The following is a 19047-nucleotide window of genomic DNA, read 5'->3' on the forward strand; positions in this document are numbered from 1 at the left end:
TTTCTGCCATTCGTGGCGTAGCCGAAGGCGGCCGCTCCGAGCAGGAAATGTCCGACCCGGTCAGTCCATGCTTACCGCATCCCCAGCTTAAACCACCACTCGGCAGGACGAAGTGTTGACTGGGGCGCTACCTGTTGATGCGTCGTGACACCCACCGTTAGGTGTCAACGCCAGTGCGCCTTCACAACGAGGCGCCATTGAATTGGCCCTTGGCCATACTGATGTTGATGATGGCTCTGAGGCGGAAGTGTATTCCCTAGCGTCGATACTGCGCTCCCCCCGCAGCCCTCGCATCGATAAATGCCGGAGTGTGGTGTCAGTCCGCCTGGCGCGTGCAAAACATCGAACTCAGCTCCCTGCTGTTGCACGAGATAGTTCCCATTTTTGTAGAATGCCATTCTTGGTCTCCATTATTTGATCTTGCCAACTGGAACACTATGATAATTTCGAGCATGACTCAGCGCTCGTCCAGGCAGCGATTTCCTATCGTAGTAGGCGAGAGTCGTGTTTTCAACCAAGACGTTCATGGAGGTGGTCAATCGCTGAAACGCCTTGCCTTAGCAATCGAAGACGGTTTGAAGTAGATGGATAATTCGGTGTAGCAGCGTCTCCTCCCGTTCGAAAGCAGCCATTCGCACTCGGGAAGCTCAAATGTCCGCTCAGGGTCGGCATCTGTCGTCCGCCTCGCGTTTGCCAGCGGTGCGGTGCACGCCTCGTCGTCGCCCGGATTCGGCCAGATGCGGACAGTCGACACGGTGGTCGAAACCGTTGACAATTTCAGCAACGGCACGCCACTGGTCGTGTTGAGCGGCGGCTCATTGACTTGAATCCGTTCACACCTAACAAGCATGCACAACGATTTTCCCGTCGTTTTCGTTCATGGTTTCATCGGTACGCTCGATGTCACCGGGTATGAGTTGCCGCATGCCGCGCCCGATCTGCTCGGGTACGGCGAGCACCAAGGCGTTCCGTTCGAGGCCATATCCATCCCGGGCCAAGTTGAGCACCTTCGAGCTTTCGTGGATGCCCGTTTTGGAGACACACCAGTTGACGTGGTTGGTCATTCCGTTGGCGGTGCGGTCGCCATGTTGTTCGCGCGGACGTACCCTGAGTACGTCCGCAGGATCGTCAACGTCGAAGGGAATTTCACGTTGGGCGATGCGTTCTGGTCCGCATCGGTAGGACGGATGAGCCAGCCCGAGGCTGACGCCATGCTGGCCGGTTTCCGTACCGACCCATTGGCCTGGATCAGCAGTGCCGTTACAACACCTGCTCCGCATCTCGGCACAATTGCCGCTCGGTGGCTTGCTCATCAGCCAGCATCCACTCTCCGCGCGATGGGTCAATCCGTAGTCACGACCACGGGCACCGATGGTTACCTTGGTTTGCTCGACGAGGTCTTCGATCAGCATCCGGTCTATTTGCTTTCCGGTGAGCACTCCCGCAAGGGCTGGAACGTACCGGACTGGGCACTGAAAAAATGCGCTGGAGATTACTCGATTGCGAACAGCGGCCATCTGATGATGCTGGATGACAACGTCGAATTTGCATCCGTGATCAAGCGGTTCCTGGCTTGATAAGTGGTTGTCGACCGAGCAGCCCGAATCAACTTCGCCCGCTCAACCTTCGGCGCACACTTTCTCGACGATCGCATGAAATTTGAGAATGGCGTCGAAGGCCGCTTTCGAGAAGACCAAGCTACCGCTTCGGGTCGACCACGGGCAATTGCACCCAGTCGCCGCCGATCTTCTTCAATCGCCTGTTCTGCGCCTGGGTTGTTACGTTGGGCTGCAGCCGTACGGACGAGATGTAGCGCGCCAATGACATCTCCGAGTTCACGATCGAAAGGCTGCTGGTCCTCAATCAGACAGATAGTCACTTCGGGCGGACGCCCGGGCTGACAATGTCGTCCCCCCGCGCGGGGCATGGTTATGGTTGCGGAGAATCGTTGCGCTGTGGCGATCACCGCCTGGTCAGCGTCCGGAGGATTTTCTGCACGGTGAGCTCATGCTGCTCCAGCGCCTCATCGAGCGTACGTGCTCCGTAGCTCCTGTTGTCTCGTGCTTCCATTCCGGCGACGCGCGTCACGAACAGCGAAGCATCCCCGGTTTTCGGTTCGGACACACCGCGGAAGCGGGTCGTGACCGTCACACCGTATTCGTCCAGCAGCGTGCGGCGGAAGATCAGTTCGTTCTCAGTCATCCAGCGTGACCACTCGCCGCGGTCGAACACCTCGACAGGCCTGTTCTTCGCATCGAGGACATAGAAGCGTTCCGAGCTGGACGGGATGGAGCGAGCTTTCATATTTCAATGCGAAGGCGTGAGCAGGAAGCCGATCGCCCCCCGCCACCAGGATTCGTCGACGCGGCCAATCCAGTCGTTATGTTCAGCCGCCTTCACCACCATCAGTTGTCTCGGTTCGGCCAGCGAGTTGTAGAGCGCTTCGCCGAACCGCGGGGGGACGATGCTGTCGCGTTCCGCAACCACGACGAGAACAGGGCGGCCGAACGACGCCAGGTGGGTCACGCTGTCGTATCGGTCGCGCAGCAGCCACTTCACGGGCAGCCACGGATAGTGGTAAGCGGCGACGTGCTCAAGCTGATCCCATGGCGTGATGAGCAGCAAGCCAGCGGTCTTGTCGCGTTCACGCGAGCCGGCCGCAGCCGCCACGCCAGCCCCGAGCGATTCGCCGATGAGCAGCAGCGGCGGGCCATAGAGGCGATGCGCCAGCGCGATGGTCTGTTGGGCATCAGCGACCAGACTCTCTTCGCCCGGAGTGCCGTCGCGCGGCCCGTAGCCTGGATATTCGGCGAGGATCACGCGCAACCCGAGCCGGGTGAGCGCTGCGGCGTAGAACGAACGGTGTCCGGCATGCCCTGCATTGCCATGAAAGACGATGGCGGTCGCGCGCGCGGATCCGGCCGGTTCGGCCACTAGGCCCCGGAACGCCTCACGTGTCGGCCAAGCGCGAAGTCCGCCGGAAACGACGTCCCCGATTGCAGCCTTCTCAGGGAAGTAGATAAAACGATCCTGCAAGATGGCGACTCCTGCGAACACAATCAGGCACACAACGGTGAGACGCAGCGTCAACCCGTTGAATTTCATCGCCTTGAGCCCGATCCATCGATCTTTTCCGTAGCGCACCCGGTTTAGTTTAGCGTGCATTCGCCACCGCTTATATCCATGCGCGTCGTCACGGTAGATCTGGTCCGCCGGGCGGTCGTTCGCTGCGAGACCACGGCCGCCCGCGCTTGCACAACGAACCGTGGACCAGCCCCGTGCTGCATACTTGTGAATCACGCCGCCGAAAGCATCGACATGATTACCGATCTTGCACACGCCTGGTTGACCTGCAGTGCGCCTGTGGCCGCTGCACAGGCCGCCGGCCGCCCGCTCGTGGCGCTGGAATCGACCATCATCGCCCACGGCATGCCCTACCCAGAGAACGTTCGCACTGCGCGCGAAGTGGAGGCCTTGATCCGGGACGTGGGAGCCGAGCCCGCCACTATCGCGCTGGTCGGCGGGCGAATCCACATCGGCCTTACGGACGACGAGCTGGAACTGCTCGGCCGCTCGGACCAGGTACACAAGGTCAGCCGCCGCGACCTGCCGGCCGTGCTGGCCGGCGGTGGGCTCGGCGCCACGACAGTGGCCGGCACGATGATATGTGCCGCCCTGGCCGGCATCGAGGTATTCGTCACCGGAGGCATTGGCGGCGTGCACCGGGGGGCGCCGGAAACCTTTGACATCTCGGCCGACCTGCAGGAACTGGCGAAGACCTCGGTGGCGGTGGTCTGTGCCGGTGCGAAGTCCATCCTGGATATCGGGCTCACGTTGGAATACCTGGAAACGCACGGCGTGCCGGTGCTCAGTTGCGAGCAAGACAATTTCGCTGCGTTCTACACGCGCGATAGCGGCTTTTGCGCGGACTTCAGGCTGGACGACGCGGCGGAACAGGCACGCTTCATCCGCACCAAGTGGGACCTGGGCCTCGTGGGCGGTGTTGTGTTGAGCACTCCGGTGCCTGAAGCGGCAGCGATAGCGTTCGAAGACATCGACGCGCTGACCCGGCAGGCGCTCGCCGAGGCCACGGCGCAAGGAATCACCGGTAAGGCCGTGACACCTTTCCTGCTGGCTCGCATCAAGGCGCTGACGGGTGGACGCAGCTTGGCGACAAACATCGCGCTCGTGAAACACAATGCCGAGGTGGGGGCAAGGCTGGCGCTGGCATTGGCACACGCGGGGCGCGGGCCGGGCTCGGCGTAGCGGCCGGGACGTCCGCTCTCCACCAAGCTTCGCTTCAGCTTGCTGACGGCCGCTTGTGGCGTGCGCCGCGCAAAGGCGGCGCCTTCCAGCATGCATCCCGCCCGGCAACCGCCAGCTTGCGACGGTCACAGTCCGGGGCGACGGCGAGCGGCTTTGCCGTTTCATCATTGGACCGGACTCGGCCACTTGCAGCCATTCACCCTCATGCTTTGGAGGACACTCCACCGACCGCTCTACCTATGGCAGCGGACCGTTGTTTCCCGCGCACGTCAGGCGGCCGACCAACGCTGAACGCGAAAACATCGCGCGAAGGCATAATCGTGACTTTTCCGAATCCAAAACGGTGAGTGCGATGATCGAAGGGCGCCTAGTACTAAAACTGGACGACGAATTTCGTCATCTTGCGTCGTATGCGCTCGAAGACGATGGGTCGTTATACCTTTTTTTGGTTCGAGAAGGCACTAACGACCACAGGTTACTGCATGAGGTTGGGCAAGAAGGACCGACCAAGGTTGACTTCGAAGGGCAGCGACCGAAGACGAAGAAAATCTCGTACCACGCGTCAGGCCTCATTAGGTACCACAACGCTGATCACCAGAAAGTATACCGTGAGCCGTTGTGCGCCGTGTCAACCGTCAACCCGGTTGTCGCTTACGTTATCCCCTCAGTGCAAAAACTGGATAGATTGGAAGGAACCCGCGATAGCGATTTCGTTTTCGAGCTTGAAACGGACAGCCGCATGCAGTTTTCATTCTGTGTGACTCCGTGGCAGCACGTGCCGTCGTGCAACCACGCCGCGATTCGGTTTCCCAATTTATTTGCACTTGTCGTCGAAATTGGTGGACCCGCAATCGAGTTGCCGAGGGAGCTGGCGCAGCACGTAACTACTTGCGCGATCAAAGAGGGATTTCCCACGCCGTTACTTGACGAGCCGACGGCTTTTGCGCGCTTCCACCAACAGATGAATCAAACGCAGAGTTTGATCTTGTACTCGCCTAATGCGAGGGGTGAGTATCGGCTAGTTTGTGCCGTACCTATGCGAATTCCTCCTTCGCTCGAAATTCGCTTTGTCGACAAGTCCTACACTGCCGAGACGCTTCCGCCGCATCCAAAGCGCGGCACGGTCGAAGTCAAATTCCGGGTAAAAGGTAAAGGTGGCTACATTCGACAAGAAGTGCCCATTGAATTTTTAGCCTTGGACGCCAGATTGTAGACGCCGAACTGATCTCGCTAACCTCCTTTCCGCCCGCTTCCGAATGACCGCTGCACTTTTGGGAGCGGCCATTCAAATCGCAGTGGCTTCAATGGCTGGTCGGGGTCGGGCTGCGACCACCCGACGCGGCGCACACTCAATCTCCATTCGCTCGAAAGGAGATTGTCATGGAATCCGAGAATGTCGTGGTTGTCCACCGCGTGCCGTGGAACAAGGGCAAGCTGCACCGGGCAGACGCCGCCGTTAAAACTTCGGGAAATCTGGGCGATCCGGACGAGACTTCAAATGGCGTCGAATGTTCGTGAGCTCGCGATGTTCAATCTCGCGATTGATAGCAAGCTGCGGGCGTGCGACCTCACGCGGTTACGGGTCCAGGATGTCCGTCACGGAAGCCAAGTGGCGTCGAGAGCGACAGTCATGCAGCAGAAGACCCAGCGGCCGGTGCAATTTGAGATCACGGAACAGACCCGTGAGAGCCTTGAAGCGTGGATCGAAGCCGGGGACTGACGGCGGCGGATTTTCTGTTCCCGAGCCGGATTCATACGTCACCCCCACTTGTCGACGCGGCAATATGCCTGGCTGGTACACCGCTGGGTCGCATCGATTGGCCTCGACGATACCGCATAGGTACCCACACGATGCGCCGCACGAAAGCTTCGCTGATCTACCGGCGGACGAAGAACCTTCGAGCGGTGCAGTTGCTGCTCGGACACACAAAGCTCGAAAGCACGGTTCGCTACCTGGGAATCGAGGTCGACGATGCCCTTGAGATGGCGGAGCAGACCGAGGTTTGATGGCATGGCGGCCGGCGAGCGGTCGCTTGCCGGCCATAAAGGGACAAGCATTCTTCATCGATACCGAACATTCGTCCGGCCGCCTTTGGTCTTAAACCGGCCAGCCGGTTCGTGACAGATACCTCTTCGTAGCTAGATCAATCCGGTCTCGACTGCCTTTTGGCGCAGAAGTGTTAAGTAGCGGAAGGCGAAAACAGCAGCAGCCAGTTGCATCGACGCAGCATTCCGCTCGTATGGCGAATATAGGCGCCCAGTATGAGCAACAGCATCACGCTGTCCCCATAGACGATTTACCTTTGCGCAAATTTCGTCCGCAAGGGGAGGCAAACCTACGAGGCCGGCCGCAGTCGGTATTACTTGACTTAGCAAATCCTTGTCCTTGACTCTTTCATCGATCGAACCTAGGTGGGACTTTAGATCGGTCAAAAGGCGCTTGCACGTGAACTCGACTGCCATGACGGCAGGTATAACCATGTCGATCAATTCATTTTGGCTTAGCGCGACGAAAGCGCGCACTAATCCCTCCTCTGCTTGCCCGTTGAGATCGTTAGGATCTGCGAAGACAACGTAAATCTGGACCGTGGTTGGCTCAGATTGCTCGGGAGGATGGTCACCCTGTGCCACGCCATATAGCCAAACCTCGTCTCGGCCGTGTCGAACTAGTGCTTCATTCCCGTGCAGCTCAACCGGAAATACTCCGCTGCCTGCTGGCGTGTAGTTCACTCTGATTAACCGCGAGCCGGCAGGTACTCCAAACTCGGTGAACTTCACTTGTAATCGCTGCGATGGAGCAATTGCAACTTTGAATATTGCAGTTTTGAAGCCAACAAATGACGCAGCGGTATCATGCAGGAACGGCACCACGTGGTTAATCGTTGTCAGGTATGCCACCCACGCATTTGACGAACCACCGCAAACCTCACAGATGAGGGGTTTGCCGTAGAAGAAGTCTGAGATCAGCTCGTGCCCGTGGCCCGCGCCGTTGCCACAGTGCGGGCAAACAACAAACGGAATATTTTGAACTAACGGAAGGCCCGGCGAGGTTTGCGTCGGCACAGCGGGGTGGTCGGTCATGTCAAGGTCTCTATTATTCAATTGCGGTCGATTTTGCGTAGTGTAATGGCTGTTATGCTTTGGAAGCGGCCGTCGTCCTTGCATTAGCGCGTGAGGCCGCTTCGGGTCGGCATCTGTCGTCCGCCTCGCGTTTGCCAGCGGTGCGGTGCACGCCTCGTCGTCGCCCGGATTCGGCCATGAGACGCCATCCGCCCGCCTCATCGCCCGGACGTTCGGACGTCGGATCCACTCCGCAAACGGCCATTCGATTGGCCGAAACGGTCATTGATCAACAGCGTTATACGACTCCCGTCATATATCGTCCGCCACGCAGGCCCGCGCAAATCGCGTTTGATATTCGCTCGACGAGAGACCGCGCTTGCAATGGGAGCAGCAAAAGGGAGAAGGCGTGAATTGGACGTTGGGCGATGACGTTGGGTTGCTGTTGCGCCGAATCCGCAAAGACTACCGACAGCAGCAAAGCCCCGACGACGGCGACTCCGGGTCCAGTTACGTGCCCCGGGATCTGTCGAACAAGGGGAGGTTCAATGCGCAAGCGGACGGGCGTACCGTCCCGTCCGCAATTGAATTCGTGTTCAGCCGAGCGGCGGTGAAACGTCTCGCGAGCACCTGAATCCGCGCTAACCGCCGCCTGCCAGCGTCATCAAGCCCGGGGCGAACACGTAGAAACCCACCCCGATGATGATGAGGTAGAGAAGCATGATGAACGTCCATCCCATGTTGTGCCGGATTACTTCTCCTTCGTTACGCACGAAACGGCTGGTCGACACGCCCACACTCGCGGTCTGCGGCGCAACCGGCTTTCCAACCTCGGCGCCCACCGAGTTGAGCGACGGCAGGAGCAGCGTGGGGAAGCCGAGCAAGCGCCCGACCGTTACCTGAAAGAAGCCGAACATTGCGTTGGTGGACGTATTGCTGCCAGACAGCGCCACACCGATCCAGCCGAGAATCGGCGCAACGACGATGAAGGCGACACCGATCTTTGAGAATCCCTCGGCAAGGGAGGCCGCCATGCCCGAGAAATTGAAGATGTACGCGAGGCCGAAGATGAAGACGCCTACCAACAAGGCGCCCCACATCTGATGCCAGGTGCGGCGGAAGGCTTCCGCATATTGCGCGGGCTTCATGCCGATCAGCAGGGTGGTGATGAGCCATGCGGCGAAGATCGCCGTGCCGCCGATGAAAGGCGCGAAAGCGAAGACGGCGCTCACTTGAGTGCCCGGGCGAATCGAGGAGCCTGCCGTGACCGCGAGCTTGAGCCAGACTATCTTGGGCAGCGGCGACCATGGGCCGGTCCACAGGACCACCACCACGATCAGCACAATAAAGGGCAGCCAGGCGCGGAACACCTGGGCCCTCGAAAGTCCGTGCGGCGCGTTGCCAAGTGCCGCCGCCGCCGCATCGACCGGCTTGCCGCCATAGCCGAGCACGGTTTTCGGGCGCCAGAATTTGAGCAGCACGAGCAGGGCGGCAAAGCAAACGATCGAACCGGTCACATCCGGCAGATAGGGTCCCAGATAAACCGCGACCGGATATTGTCCGGCGATGTAGCCGAGCGAGCCAACCACCGCGAGCGGCCAGCCGTCACGCAAGCCGGTTCGTCCGGAGACCAGATAGATCAATACCCAGGGCGGCAGCAACGCGAGCACCACCACGATATGCGCGACCGAGGCGGAAAGCGCGAGTATTGGCAGGCCCGTCACGGCTGCCAGGGCAATGATCGGCACACCGAGCGCGCCGTAGGAGACCGGGGCATTATTGGCGATCGCGGCAACGCGGATCGCGTCGAGATCGGGAATGCCAAGCGCGATCAGAATCGGCGCCACGAACGCCCAAGGGTAGCCGAACCCGACAAGCCCCTCGAGCAGGGCGCCGAAAGCCCAGGCAAACAGCATGGTCTGTGCCCTGACGTCCGCCGTGCCCTGGGCGGTGAGCCAGCGCCGGAAATCGTCGAACACACCGGTGAGCGTCAGCGAATTGAAAAGCATGACACCCCAGAACGTAATCCAGTCGACCGCCCAGATGCCCGTCAGCGAGCCATAGATATAGGCCCGGATCCCCGTGCTCAGCGGCATCCCCCATACCGCGACGGCGAGGATAAAGGTGACAATCGCGCCGAGCAGCACGGAAAGCCAGGCAGAAATCTTGAAGACCGCGAGTAGTACCAGCAGAATGATCACCGGTACCAGCGCCAGCAGCCACGACGCGAACAAGCTGCCGGTCGGATTGAGAATTTGCTGGAACATAGATGAGACTCCGGTTTGTTTTTAAATATCGCCGGGAGACGCGTGACCGCGGTGCGGTACCTTTCGCAGTGTAGGTAAGATATTTGATATCGCAATAAGCGCTTGTGTGGATGCGTCTGTCGTTGTCACGGAACGAAGGTGCTCGGGTAATTCCGTACACGTTAGCACTAGAGGGCGTTCAGATCGAAGTCCTCCTGTTGCGATGAGGCGCCACGTTGCAGAGCTTCCGCTTGGCTGACGAGAGGATCCTGTTCGGGCTGGGGCAAGCCGCCAATTCCAGATTGACATGCCGAAGTCGAAGCCAGGTGTGTCCCGTGCCGTCAGCGCGGGCGCCCCTACGTGATAAGCGTTTCGCGGCGGGTAGCCTTTCTCCGCAGCGGAGCGGAATCAACGCCGCATTAGGGGAATTAGTGGGACAACCCAAACGGGTTAGCCCTCCGAATCCATAAAGACACGAAGGTATTCGATCGCTGACCAAGCTCACCGTAGGTCGGCTGTACTTCCATAACTGCCGTTCGGTTTCAGGATCCTCTATGACCGAATCGGGTCGGCATCTGTCGTCCGCCTCGCGTTTGCCAGCGGTGCGGTGCACGCCTCGTCGTCGCCCGGATTCGGCCATGACGGGACGTTCGTCCCGCGCGTCGCCCTGACATTCAGGCGACGGATCTGCTCTTATGTCAGCCCTTCGAACCACGACAGCTCGACCAGCGGCAACGGGTCAGGCTGGGCCCTAACAGCCAGCTCGCTTTTCGCGGCTCACGCTTGCGTATGAGTGATGCGAACAAAAATTGCCTCAGAGTTCTTGTTGGACTGCCATGGCGGCGGCATACTCGGCGACAAAACAAATTACGGGGTGAAAGATGAGAAGCATCAAAGCTGTGATCGTGAGTGTAGTCGCGACTGCGGCACTTTTTGGTTGCGACAGTAAGGACGGTACGTCACAGCCCCCTGCGGAAAGGCCCTCCACACCGGCAGCGGCCAACGAGAAACCGAATAATGAGGCCAATGCTGCGCCTGTCGCGGCACAAGCCCCGCAGCGACCATCTGTGATGGAAGAATTGGTAAGCGCTGGGCAGGCTTTTGAGCCTGGGTCTTACGCTAAGGGAACAATTCCAAAAGGCGAGTACGCGTACGTTGGGATGAGTGAGGGTTATTTCGGGGAGGAAATCAACGGACACATCATAGATAACCAAATCTTCCCGTCCTTTGGGTACGTTTTCGTACACGATATCGGCGATATCAAGACAGACGGGTATCTCCTTTCGCCTGTCGCTTTGAATAAGTTAGGGTACAAAAGCGCGTCGGAAGTGTTTCGATCAGTCACGAAGCAAGACACCTACAATTTCTCCGGTATGTACAAGGTAGGGGCCGACCTTCCCGCGGGAAACTACGTCATAGAAAGCGCGGGAGCAGCCTACGTCTCCGTCAATACCGGCCCCGCGGGAAATGGTGAAATCGTCTGGAATGACAACTTCCATGGTACAAAGTCTGCCAATTTGACCAACGGCCAGTACATCGAGCTTAACAATGCTTCGATTTCGCCGGTTCGTACTCCTGGGAGCAACGGAGCGCAAGAGGCACAGACTGCCGATGGGTCAGCGCCACCCCGTATCGAGACGGCTCCCCCACCGCAAGCATCGCAGCAATTCGCGAGATCCCAAGCGGTCGCCGATGTTATGCAGGTCGGCGACTTCGATATGAATCTGCGGAGTTGCCCAGGGACGACCTGTTCAGCGTTGGTCGTAATTCCGAAGCATGCGCAGGTCAGCGTCGATGCGAGATCGATTCGCAACGTTACTGAAGCGTCGGGTGCACAGACGCCGTGGGCACGGATCACTTATTCTGGCCCGTATTGCGAACCGGCAACGCTGGATCAGCAGCGAGGGTGCGTCACCTTGCATGAGCCAGGCGGCCCCATCGTAGGGTGGGTGAACTTCCAGCGATTGTCGGCTGCTCCGACTAGCCAGTAGCCAGCAACGTATTCGCCCACTGAGCGTCGGACTGGGAGATGCGCATATCTGCGGAGCCAGGAAATGGAGCAACGCCGAAGGACGACGTAAATCTGGCTAAAGGTGTCGAACGATGCGATGGCCGCCGAACTTCCGCGTTCGGCCACTAACCCCCGTTCCCCGGCGCGCTCCGACGGTCATCGGATTGTCGGCTCAGATTGCATAGCAGGCCGTCAGTGACCAGTAGTGCTGGCCGCGTTCAGTTCACAAGTGCCCGTTCATATACGGGCAAGGACCAAACTCAAAACTGCTGCCAGTTCCGCTAGGCTTATTGGCCCATCGATGCGACCGACTTGCGTCGATGAGGTCCCTTCATATAACTTTCCGTTTTCAAATCTCGCCACTTGATTCGAGGACGTTCCGCGAAACACTTTTCCGCCATCGATTCGTGCAATTTGCGTGGATGAAGTGCCTTCAAAAATCTTTCCGGACTCGACTTTTAGAATTTGCTTGGATGACGTTCCATGGAAAACCTTGTTTCCGTCAATCTTTGCAATCTGTGCCGATGATGTTCCTTCAAAAAGCCTTCCGCCATTTAGGTGCGCTAGCTGCGTTGATGAAGTTCCGCGGAATATCTTTGTTGCCATTTTCGTTTCCTCCTTAAGTGAGTATGTAGATGACCGTGGCGAATCTGGGCGCGGTGATTGGTGATCGCCGATATGGCGTTGCTCAGACGTCAATGGCCTGCCGCTCGCGCGGATTTTGTCCCGCCGGCTGTCGTGAAGCGCGTGCCGCAGTCCAGACTACGACGAGCAACTAGCGAATCGACTCAAGCCTAGCTTGCAGTTCAACGAACTGAGAGACGGTCTCGTTGATGGCGCGCGTCTTATTGAGGTCTCGGAGTCGACGTAAAACCACGAACGATTGCTCGTTGCTCATTTGGCGCCGTACTCCATTGGTTTTGCGGAGCGCTTCGGCCGCCTCGATTAGCGCATCACGCTTTTCTGCACAGACGTGATTGAGCTGCACAAAGGTTGTTACCTGAAACGTCTCACCAGTCTGACGGACGTTTAACCCAGCTGGGTAATAGTACCAGTCGGGAAACTGGTCCAAATCAATGAGCGAGTCCCATCGCTGGAGTGAAAAGCCGGTGCGCACACGTTTGGGATCGACCAGGACATCATCGAATCGCTGCCGCAAAGCGGAAACAAAGGGCGCAAACTGCGCTTGGCGAATGCAATGGTCCCAGACCGAAGTACGGCGCCAGTAAAGCTGGAATAGGCGCAGCATTGCCTTTCCGTCAAGCGTATTAGCTTCGGACATCAGTTCCGTGAGCATGTGTGCACGCGCTCCCTTGGAGCCATGCCGTGCCCAAGGGGTCATGAACTCGAGAACTTCGGGGTGACCGCCAGCGACCTCCGTCACGAGCCGACCGAAGGAACTCTTTCCCATCGAATCTTCCGTTTCATCTTCGATGACGTTACGAAACTGTGCAAGCGCCTGCCGTACATGCTGCGCTGTGGCTTCGCGTTGCTCTGCCTCGCGAAGAAACTCAGCGAGCCAGTCGTAACCTACTGATATCCAAGCGTCATCCTCGGGCGCCGCCTCACGAGAATCGACGAAAATGTGCACGCCAAGGAAGTCCGGCAGAAGCTTTTCCAACTGTTTCCGGTAGTCCCTGAGTTGTGCGCGTGACTGCTGTGCGCCAAATTTATTCTCAATCGCGACATAGCGTCGACGGCTCGTGTCTACGACCAACACGTCAAGGGCGCGACCATTAAGATCCACCTCAGTGGTGACCACTGCCGAGGAGAAGCCTTCCGTTTGCACGTTGGAGGGCGACAGGAAACGTCGAGTCGTTAGTGGCATGTTCGCGTCATCTGAGTTCCACCAGGCGCGGGTGAGAAGCGACTGAATCGCCAAATCCCCCAATCCGTGACCCTCGGATGGATCAAGCAACCATGCCAAGAACCGGGAAACGTTAACTTCCTTCGGGTAGCAGATGCGCAGGGGTTGCCAAGAGGCCGTCGACGTAACGAGTCGCTGAACGTTCGCGTCGGCAAAAAAATAATCAACTAGGGTTTCAGTCGAATAGTCGGCCATCAGATTGCGGATGTTATCTGTGTTGTGGAAATGCGCTTGCGTCGCAGCCGCCCATATGGGCCAAAGTTGAATTCGTGAGCCAGCCGCGAACGATTGCCTTGCGCAAGATAATCTGTAAATTACTCGCCGCTTGCAATCACGGCCCCTTTTGACTGCTTGACCGGAGTCTCGACTAAATTATCGGCATCTTATCGGAAAGCTTGAGCCGAAACACCGAAAACTGACTTGTACAGACGCCAGCATTTGGTCGCAAGCGTGACCCGCGTCGTGGCGAGAGCGGGCGCATTACGAATGGTCGCAATGGCCAATGACGCGCCGCTCAACTTGGGGATGGCGACCGTTGCGCCTCAGAAGCGGCCCCTCGTTGGGCGGGAGCCCCTATGGCCGCTCAGGGTCGAGACTCGCCGCTCCGATGTCGCCGTACTCGGCCGAGCGGCGCGACGGCTCGTCTGGCACAGTGCGGCCGACATGCGTCGCTCGTCGAAAGGAGGGCCAGCCAACCATTCGAACGTCATTGGCTCATCCGAAAGCAGCCGCCGAATCGATATCTCAAGTTGTAGTCGCCGACTGCCGTTAAGCTGGCTTGCCAGCGGATTTGTTCATGCCAAACCCATAAGAAGTTCCCAGCGAATGACACCTCGGCCGGGACTCTGAGCATCGTTTCGGCCAATCACGGACCTCGTCAATCCATTCCATGTTCAAACGCATTCTGTCAGCCCTGAGCGGCGAAAAGCGCGATGCCGCCACCACTGCTTCATCTGTCCCCACGGACGCCGCGAATCCGCAAACGGCCGATGGTGAATTAATCACCGTCTACGACGCCTATGGCCGAGAGATGAAGATCCCGCGCGGCGAGTGGCGCGATAAGGTTTTCCTGCCCAATCTGCAACAGAAGTGGAACAATGCTGCAGAACTCTACAGCCAGATTATTTCTGGCCTTAACGACGGATTTGCAGCCGACCTGATGGCCGCGGCCGCCCGTCTTGTCGAAATTGATGACAGTCCCGAGCGCGGCCACACGATTCAGGGCATCGTGCAAATGGAAAACGGCCAGCTAGATGCCGCCGAGGCGACGTTTCGTGCCGGTATGGCGAAAGCCGGAGAGACCGGAACGCTGCTGACCAATCTGGCCAAAGTATTGGTCAAGCGTGGTGAGGAGACCCGCGCACACGAAACGCTCTGGCGGGCGGTACAAGCCGACCCGAACCAAGACAACGGACTGCTCTGGTGGGCGACCATTCAGCGAGAGCGCGGAGGCGAGGAGGCCTATCTACACGCGCTACGTACGGTGGCGGCCCTGCCCGGCAGTTGGCGGGCGCAATTGTGGCTGGCGCGCCACCATCTGGAACACAAGGACGTCGAGGCAGCCCGTGCGCTCTATGCAGAAGTGCTCGAAGGGGGCATGTTCGACAGCAGTTCACTAATGATGATATCCGGTGACTTGGGCAACAACGGCCAAGCTCCGCTGATTCTCCGGCTCGTAGGTCCGGCCTATGATGAGCGCAAGCACGACCCCATGGCTGGCCTGAACCTGCTGCGCGCCTGCCAACAACTCGGCAAGGTTGATGAAGGGGAAGCGCTGCTGGCTCGTATGTACCCCTTGGGCATCGCACCAATCAAGCACCACCTTGACCAGTTCGCGCAAACATTCCAGCAAATGCGCAACCAAGCGGCACAAAGCACGCCGATAGATCCCGACGCCCTGAAGATCAGTACTCTGACGCTGCGTCAGCCGATTTGGCATTACGGTCTGCGCGATGCCGGCTGGCTGTTCACGCAAAAGCCGGAAGACGCCGAAGAAGTCGGCTTCTTTGCGCTCTCGAAAATAATGGACGGCTCGGAACGAGCCGAATCGCAACGCGAGGATGATCTGGGGCGTTTGACGCGCGCCATCCCCCTGTATTTGGCTGAGGCTACTCACTACTGGAGCGACTATGCGGCTAACTGCTACATCCAGATCGTCGAGGGTGCCGGTCCGGTCGTAACGGGAGGCGAAACCGACGGCAACGTACTCTTCGAGACTATGCCATCGAGGATGAAGTACTTCATAACCGGAGAGATCGGCACTTCGACGGAAGGCGATGAGGTTCAATGGGAGCTGTGTCTGACGCTCTGGGACTGCGCGGCCCGCACAAAGCAAACAAGCGAAAGGGTAAAAGCAGCGCGCGCAGAGATCGGAGCGTTGGTGGCCACACTTGAGAAGACCTTGCTTGAGTGCATCGGTCGGAAGCGAGAACAGGCCCTGGACGCGTTCTACCAGCGGCCCACGACGGATGTCATGCCTGCGTATCTAGGAGAATTGGGCCAAGCCTTCACATTGACGCTGCTTGCTAACGAACTCATGCCTAAATCTGCGATTTGGGGTGAGCGTGCCATGCTTGACTGGCCCCTCACCATGGCCCTGCACTGGCCTTCGGCGGAGGTCCCGAAGCTAATGTACATCTCCGGCTTGAGCAAGGCACGGGACTACCAGTCGGACATACTGGCGGAATACAAGGAGCGCAGCCTGCAAATGCTACGCGAAGCGGGGCAAGCAAACAGCCTAGTTGTCCAGTTGGCACCGCTGGTGTGGAAAGTCTTCGGCATGCAGGACGAGTTTCAGGCCCATATGCGCAATTTGCCCTCCGACACAAACCCAGCGTACAAGACGTGGCTGCATAGCATTGGAGAGTAGCCTGCGCGTTGGGTATGAGCTCTGGTCCCGCTCCGATAGCCGGGTGACCTCCGACGGTCACCCCGGTTTGGTGCAATCGACCGGCAGCTTCAGGCGCCTTATGCCTATGCAGGTACCGCGCCCGCGGCGATCGCCGCGCTCGATCGTCGTGCGCTAGCCGGCCATAACCGGTCGTTCCGGTATCCCTCTCATTGAGTCCCGCGACTGAACATCCGCTAGACTGAACTACCTCCAAACCACTCCGCTCTCATCAATCATGCAATGCACCGCCAGAAGGCTGGCTATGATCGGCATGCTCCTGTTATCAGACGCTGCTTTGGCTCATCAGCCGTCGCAGGCAGACGAGCCCCGCGAGTCAGTGCATCGGGCGGGGCCGAACGGTCTTGAAGGTTGGACAATGATCTATCCGTCTCCGGACGGTCACGGCTACCCCACAACCTTGGTTATCGCCCAGTGGGGGCACGTTGTCCGTCGAATCCAAGGAAATCCATTGGTGTGGAAATGGATGTTTTGGGAAAACGGAAACCAGGTCACCTATCAGACTGGATCATTGCACTTCAACATGGGGTGCGTGCTAGTCGAGATCGCAAGTGGCCGACAACTGGCGAAACTCGATTGCTATCGCGAACTTGCCGAGGATGCCCCTGCATGGGAGAAAGCGTTGCGTTGATCAGGACGGCGTCCTGGCTCTCTTCGAAAGCACGATGGATGCGTTCGCACATCTCCGCTTCGCTGTTCGTCTGGAATGGCCTTCAGCGTTGACGAAACAAAGTAGGAAGCCGGACGTCAGCCTGCTTGTGCTCAGGAGTCGGAACCCGCAAGCCGCGGACGTTACCAAGCGAACCGGCAACCTGCCTGCCCGAACACCGTGCGCCGGTACTCGCCGCCCATGCTGTGCGCGTACCGAATGTCCGCATACAGCGTCGAACGTTTGCCGAAGCTGCCTGTCAGGCCGACGCCGAGTTCGTACCATGTTTTGCCCAATTGATTGTCGAGCACGGTGCCCCCGATGTTCGTCTGCCCCGGTGAGAAGAAATCGTGCAGCACGTCGGCGGTGAACGACGGCGTCACGCTCGAGGTCTTCGAATCGTTCCATAGATTGGCCGTGAACAACCGGAAGCCCATACGGCCGCGCAGAGCGTTCGTCGAATCGGCGCGGACCTGGGAAATGCCGTCGTCGAAATGGTTCAGGTGCAGATACTGATAGAGCAACTGGACCTGTGGCTCTATCACTACCCCCGTTGCGCCGAGTGCGAGGGGTTTGCCGGCCTCACCGGAAACGCCGGCGCTGAAGCCATTCTGGCTCGCACTGCCGCCATAGACGTCGCCGTACCGGTTGCGATAGTGCGTTAGCTGCCCGACGCCGTCGATGTAGCTACCGTCGGGCAGATAGCGCGTCCAGTAACCGCCGAGCGACTGCGCCTGGGTTTCCACGGTTCCCGTCGCATTCGACAGTTGGCCGGTGATGCTGCGCAAGTTGTCGCTGAACGACGCGGACGTCGAACCGAACGTCACGGTCGCGCCTGCATGCGTGCTGCCGCCGTTGGAATCTCGCGCGAGCGTCCAGTCCTTGCCGAATTGGGCGAAGAAGGTGTGCTCGTCGGTCGAAAAGCGGCTGCCCGCGTCGGCATCAAGGTTGTGTCCGCCAAAGCGCCCCCAGATGCCGTTGGCATGTGCCGGCTGCACCGCATCGGTGCTGGCCTCATCGCCGACGCGCGTGTGCAGGCTGCCAAGCACCGAAAAACCATAGTCCGTGTTGAGCAGCGGCGTGACCGAATAGCCGACCACTGCCGGGCGATACGCGACAGGCGCCGCTGCGGTTGCAGTGGCCGGTCCCGCCGATGCGACTGGCGATGTCGCCGCCGACGTCGTCTGTTCCAGCTTGGAGCGCAGATACCAGCTGTTGGCGTCCGTCGGTCCGCCCTGATAGAGCAGGTACTGATAGGCGCCGGCCTGGACTGGCTGTGCCAAACGGAAGCTGTTAGCGCTCGAAGTCCCTTTCACCTGCACAAGTTCAATGCCGTTGCCCACGGTCTGCGCAGCGGTGCCCGACTGCTTGACCGAGATCGTGGTACTGCCGCTCGCGTTTCCGCCGACGACCAGTCGATCCGACTGTGACGCGGTGCCGCTCGCGTCAAGCGCCGTATTGAGGACCAACCGTCCGCTCCCGCTGTAGTTGCCGGCAACCTGCAGCACGTTGCCTGGGGTGCCATTGGCTGCGGCAAGTTGTAGCGTGCCATTGTTCGTCACGGAGCCGCCGACCGTCAGGGTACCGGACTGGCCCGCCGCAAAGACCGGCAGCGCGTTAGCCGGCGCGAGCGTGCCGTTGTTCTGCACTGAGCCGGCGATCTGTCCGTATCCCCCAAGGGTTGCACCAGATGCAACGGATATATCGCCCGAACCGCTTGTCGCTTGCGGATGTGACGCATCGCCGACTGCCAGCGTTCCAGCCGCGATGGTTGTGCCGCCGGCGTAGGTGTTGTTAGCGCTCAGGATCGTCGTGCCCGTGCCGATTTGCCGCACTGCGCCGCTACCCGAAACCGCCGCCGACAGCGTGACTGTATCGCTGCGATCGATGGCCAGCGTGCCGTTGTTCGCCACGTCACCTGCGATGCTGCCGGATGTTCCCCCATTGCCGAGTTGCAGCGTGCCGCCGTTGATCGCGGTGCCGCCGCTGTAGGTGTTGTTACCCGTAAGCAGCAACGTACCGGCATCCGTCTTGGTGAGC

The 19047-nt window shown here is 59.2% G+C and carries 13 protein-coding genes and 2 pseudogenes; 7 read left to right on the top strand and 8 right to left on the bottom strand.

Annotation, left to right across the window (positions count from 1 at the left end):
- Positions 1 to 848: 848 nt before the first annotated feature.
- Positions 849 to 1577, top strand: a complete 729-nt coding sequence (locus tag ACO1XS_RS23745) for an alpha/beta fold hydrolase (protein WP_486391864.1) — start codon at positions 849 to 851, stop codon at positions 1575 to 1577.
- A gap of 385 nt (positions 1578 to 1962) precedes the next feature.
- On the opposite strand, the gene ACO1XS_RS23750 is transcribed toward ACO1XS_RS23745, so the two are convergent.
- A complete protein-coding gene (locus ACO1XS_RS23750) occupies positions 1963 to 2304 on the bottom strand; it encodes a hypothetical protein (protein ID WP_331570340.1) in 342 nt (113 codons plus the stop codon).
- A gap of 3 nt (positions 2305 to 2307) precedes the next feature.
- A complete protein-coding gene (locus tag ACO1XS_RS23755) occupies positions 2308 to 3105 on the bottom strand; it encodes an alpha/beta hydrolase (RefSeq protein ID WP_486391876.1) in 798 nt (265 codons plus the stop codon).
- Positions 3106 to 3318: 213 nt separating this feature from the next.
- Here ACO1XS_RS23755 and ACO1XS_RS23760 point away from each other — a divergent pair, with 213 nt between their 5' ends.
- From ACO1XS_RS23760 to ACO1XS_RS23770, 3 genes and pseudogenes are all read left to right on the top strand, one after another.
- Positions 3319 to 4266, top strand: a complete 948-nt coding sequence (locus ACO1XS_RS23760) for a pseudouridine-5'-phosphate glycosidase (RefSeq protein WP_331570336.1) — start codon at positions 3319 to 3321, stop codon at positions 4264 to 4266.
- 343 nt (positions 4267 to 4609) lie between these two features.
- A complete protein-coding gene (locus ACO1XS_RS23765) occupies positions 4610 to 5479 on the top strand; it encodes a hypothetical protein (protein ID WP_486391865.1) in 870 nt (289 codons plus the stop codon).
- A gap of 167 nt (positions 5480 to 5646) precedes the next feature.
- A pseudogene (locus ACO1XS_RS23770) lies at positions 5647 to 6273 on the top strand (tyrosine-type recombinase/integrase).
- A gap of 132 nt (positions 6274 to 6405) precedes the next feature.
- On the opposite strand, the gene ACO1XS_RS23775 reads toward ACO1XS_RS23770, so the two are convergent.
- On the bottom strand, positions 6406 to 7347 hold the full coding sequence (locus ACO1XS_RS23775) for a hypothetical protein (RefSeq protein ID WP_486391866.1): 942 nt from the start codon (positions 7345 to 7347) through the stop codon (positions 6406 to 6408).
- Positions 7348 to 7967: 620 nt separating this feature from the next.
- Entirely contained in the window at positions 7968 to 9593 is a 1626-nt protein-coding gene (locus tag ACO1XS_RS23780; RefSeq protein ID WP_481578612.1) for an L-lactate permease, read from the bottom strand.
- 860 nt (positions 9594 to 10453) lie between these two features.
- On the opposite strand from ACO1XS_RS23780, the gene ACO1XS_RS23785 reads away from it, so the two are divergent.
- A complete protein-coding gene (locus ACO1XS_RS23785; RefSeq protein ID WP_486391867.1) occupies positions 10454 to 11563 on the top strand; it encodes a hypothetical protein in 1110 nt (369 codons plus the stop codon).
- A 257-nt stretch (positions 11564 to 11820) separates the two neighbouring features.
- Here ACO1XS_RS23785 and ACO1XS_RS23790 read toward each other — a convergent pair whose 3' ends face one another.
- The gene (locus tag ACO1XS_RS23790; protein WP_486391868.1) at positions 11821 to 12189 is read right to left on the bottom strand and encodes a hypothetical protein; all 369 of its coding nucleotides are present in this window, start codon (positions 12187 to 12189) and stop codon (positions 11821 to 11823) included.
- Positions 12190 to 12358: 169 nt separating this feature from the next.
- Positions 12359 to 13645, bottom strand: coding sequence for a PDDEXK-like family protein (locus ACO1XS_RS23795; RefSeq protein ID WP_486391869.1), 1287 nt, complete (start codon positions 13643 to 13645; stop codon positions 12359 to 12361).
- A gap of 694 nt (positions 13646 to 14339) precedes the next feature.
- On the opposite strand from ACO1XS_RS23795, the gene ACO1XS_RS23800 reads away from it, so the two are divergent.
- Positions 14340 to 16319 carry a tetratricopeptide repeat protein gene (locus tag ACO1XS_RS23800; protein ID WP_486391870.1) on the top strand — a complete coding sequence of 660 codons (1980 nt, stop codon included), beginning with the start codon at positions 14340 to 14342 and terminating at the stop codon, positions 16317 to 16319.
- Between the two features lie 283 nt (positions 16320 to 16602).
- Complete coding sequence (locus tag ACO1XS_RS23805) at positions 16603 to 16989, top strand: hypothetical protein (protein ID WP_486391871.1); 387 nt, start codon at positions 16603 to 16605, stop codon at positions 16987 to 16989.
- Here ACO1XS_RS23805 and ACO1XS_RS23810 read toward each other — a convergent pair.
- Positions 16982 to 17065: pseudogene (locus ACO1XS_RS23810) on the bottom strand (type II 3-dehydroquinate dehydratase); the annotation flags it as partial. The gene ACO1XS_RS23805 and the pseudogene ACO1XS_RS23810 overlap by 8 nt on opposite strands.
- Before the next feature lie 85 nt (positions 17066 to 17150).
- On the bottom strand, positions 17151 to 19047 hold a 1897-nt coding region (locus ACO1XS_RS23815; protein ID WP_486391872.1), incomplete at its 5' end, for an autotransporter family protein.

Source organism: Trinickia sp. (assembly GCF_057351765.1).

What these genes read in the sequence shown, in the direction of transcription:
- ACO1XS_RS23790 (WP_486391868.1), bottom strand. Translation starts at nt 12,189, where the DNA reads ATGGCAACAAAGATATTCCGCGGAACTTCATCAACGCAGCTAGCGCAC.
- ACO1XS_RS23785 (WP_486391867.1), top strand. Translation starts at nt 10,454, where the DNA reads ATGAGAAGCATCAAAGCTGTGATCGTGAGTGTAGTCGCGACTGCGGCA.
- ACO1XS_RS23760 (WP_331570336.1), top strand. Translation starts at nt 3,319, where the DNA reads ATGATTACCGATCTTGCACACGCCTGGTTGACCTGCAGTGCGCCTGTG.
- ACO1XS_RS23775 (WP_486391866.1), bottom strand. Translation starts at nt 7,347, where the DNA reads ATGACCGACCACCCCGCTGTGCCGACGCAAACCTCGCCGGGCCTTCCG.
- ACO1XS_RS23750 (WP_331570340.1), bottom strand. Translation starts at nt 2,304, where the DNA reads ATGAAAGCTCGCTCCATCCCGTCCAGCTCGGAACGCTTCTATGTCCTC.
- ACO1XS_RS23755 (WP_486391876.1), bottom strand. Translation starts at nt 3,105, where the DNA reads ATGAAATTCAACGGGTTGACGCTGCGTCTCACCGTTGTGTGCCTGATT.
- ACO1XS_RS23745 (WP_486391864.1), top strand. Translation starts at nt 849, where the DNA reads ATGCACAACGATTTTCCCGTCGTTTTCGTTCATGGTTTCATCGGTACG.
- ACO1XS_RS23800 (WP_486391870.1), top strand. Translation starts at nt 14,340, where the DNA reads ATGTTCAAACGCATTCTGTCAGCCCTGAGCGGCGAAAAGCGCGATGCC.
- ACO1XS_RS23780 (WP_481578612.1), bottom strand. Translation starts at nt 9,593, where the DNA reads ATGTTCCAGCAAATTCTCAATCCGACCGGCAGCTTGTTCGCGTCGTGG.
- ACO1XS_RS23795 (WP_486391869.1), bottom strand. Translation starts at nt 13,645, where the DNA reads ATGGCCGACTATTCGACTGAAACCCTAGTTGATTATTTTTTTGCCGAC.
- ACO1XS_RS23805 (WP_486391871.1), top strand. Translation starts at nt 16,603, where the DNA reads ATGATCGGCATGCTCCTGTTATCAGACGCTGCTTTGGCTCATCAGCCG.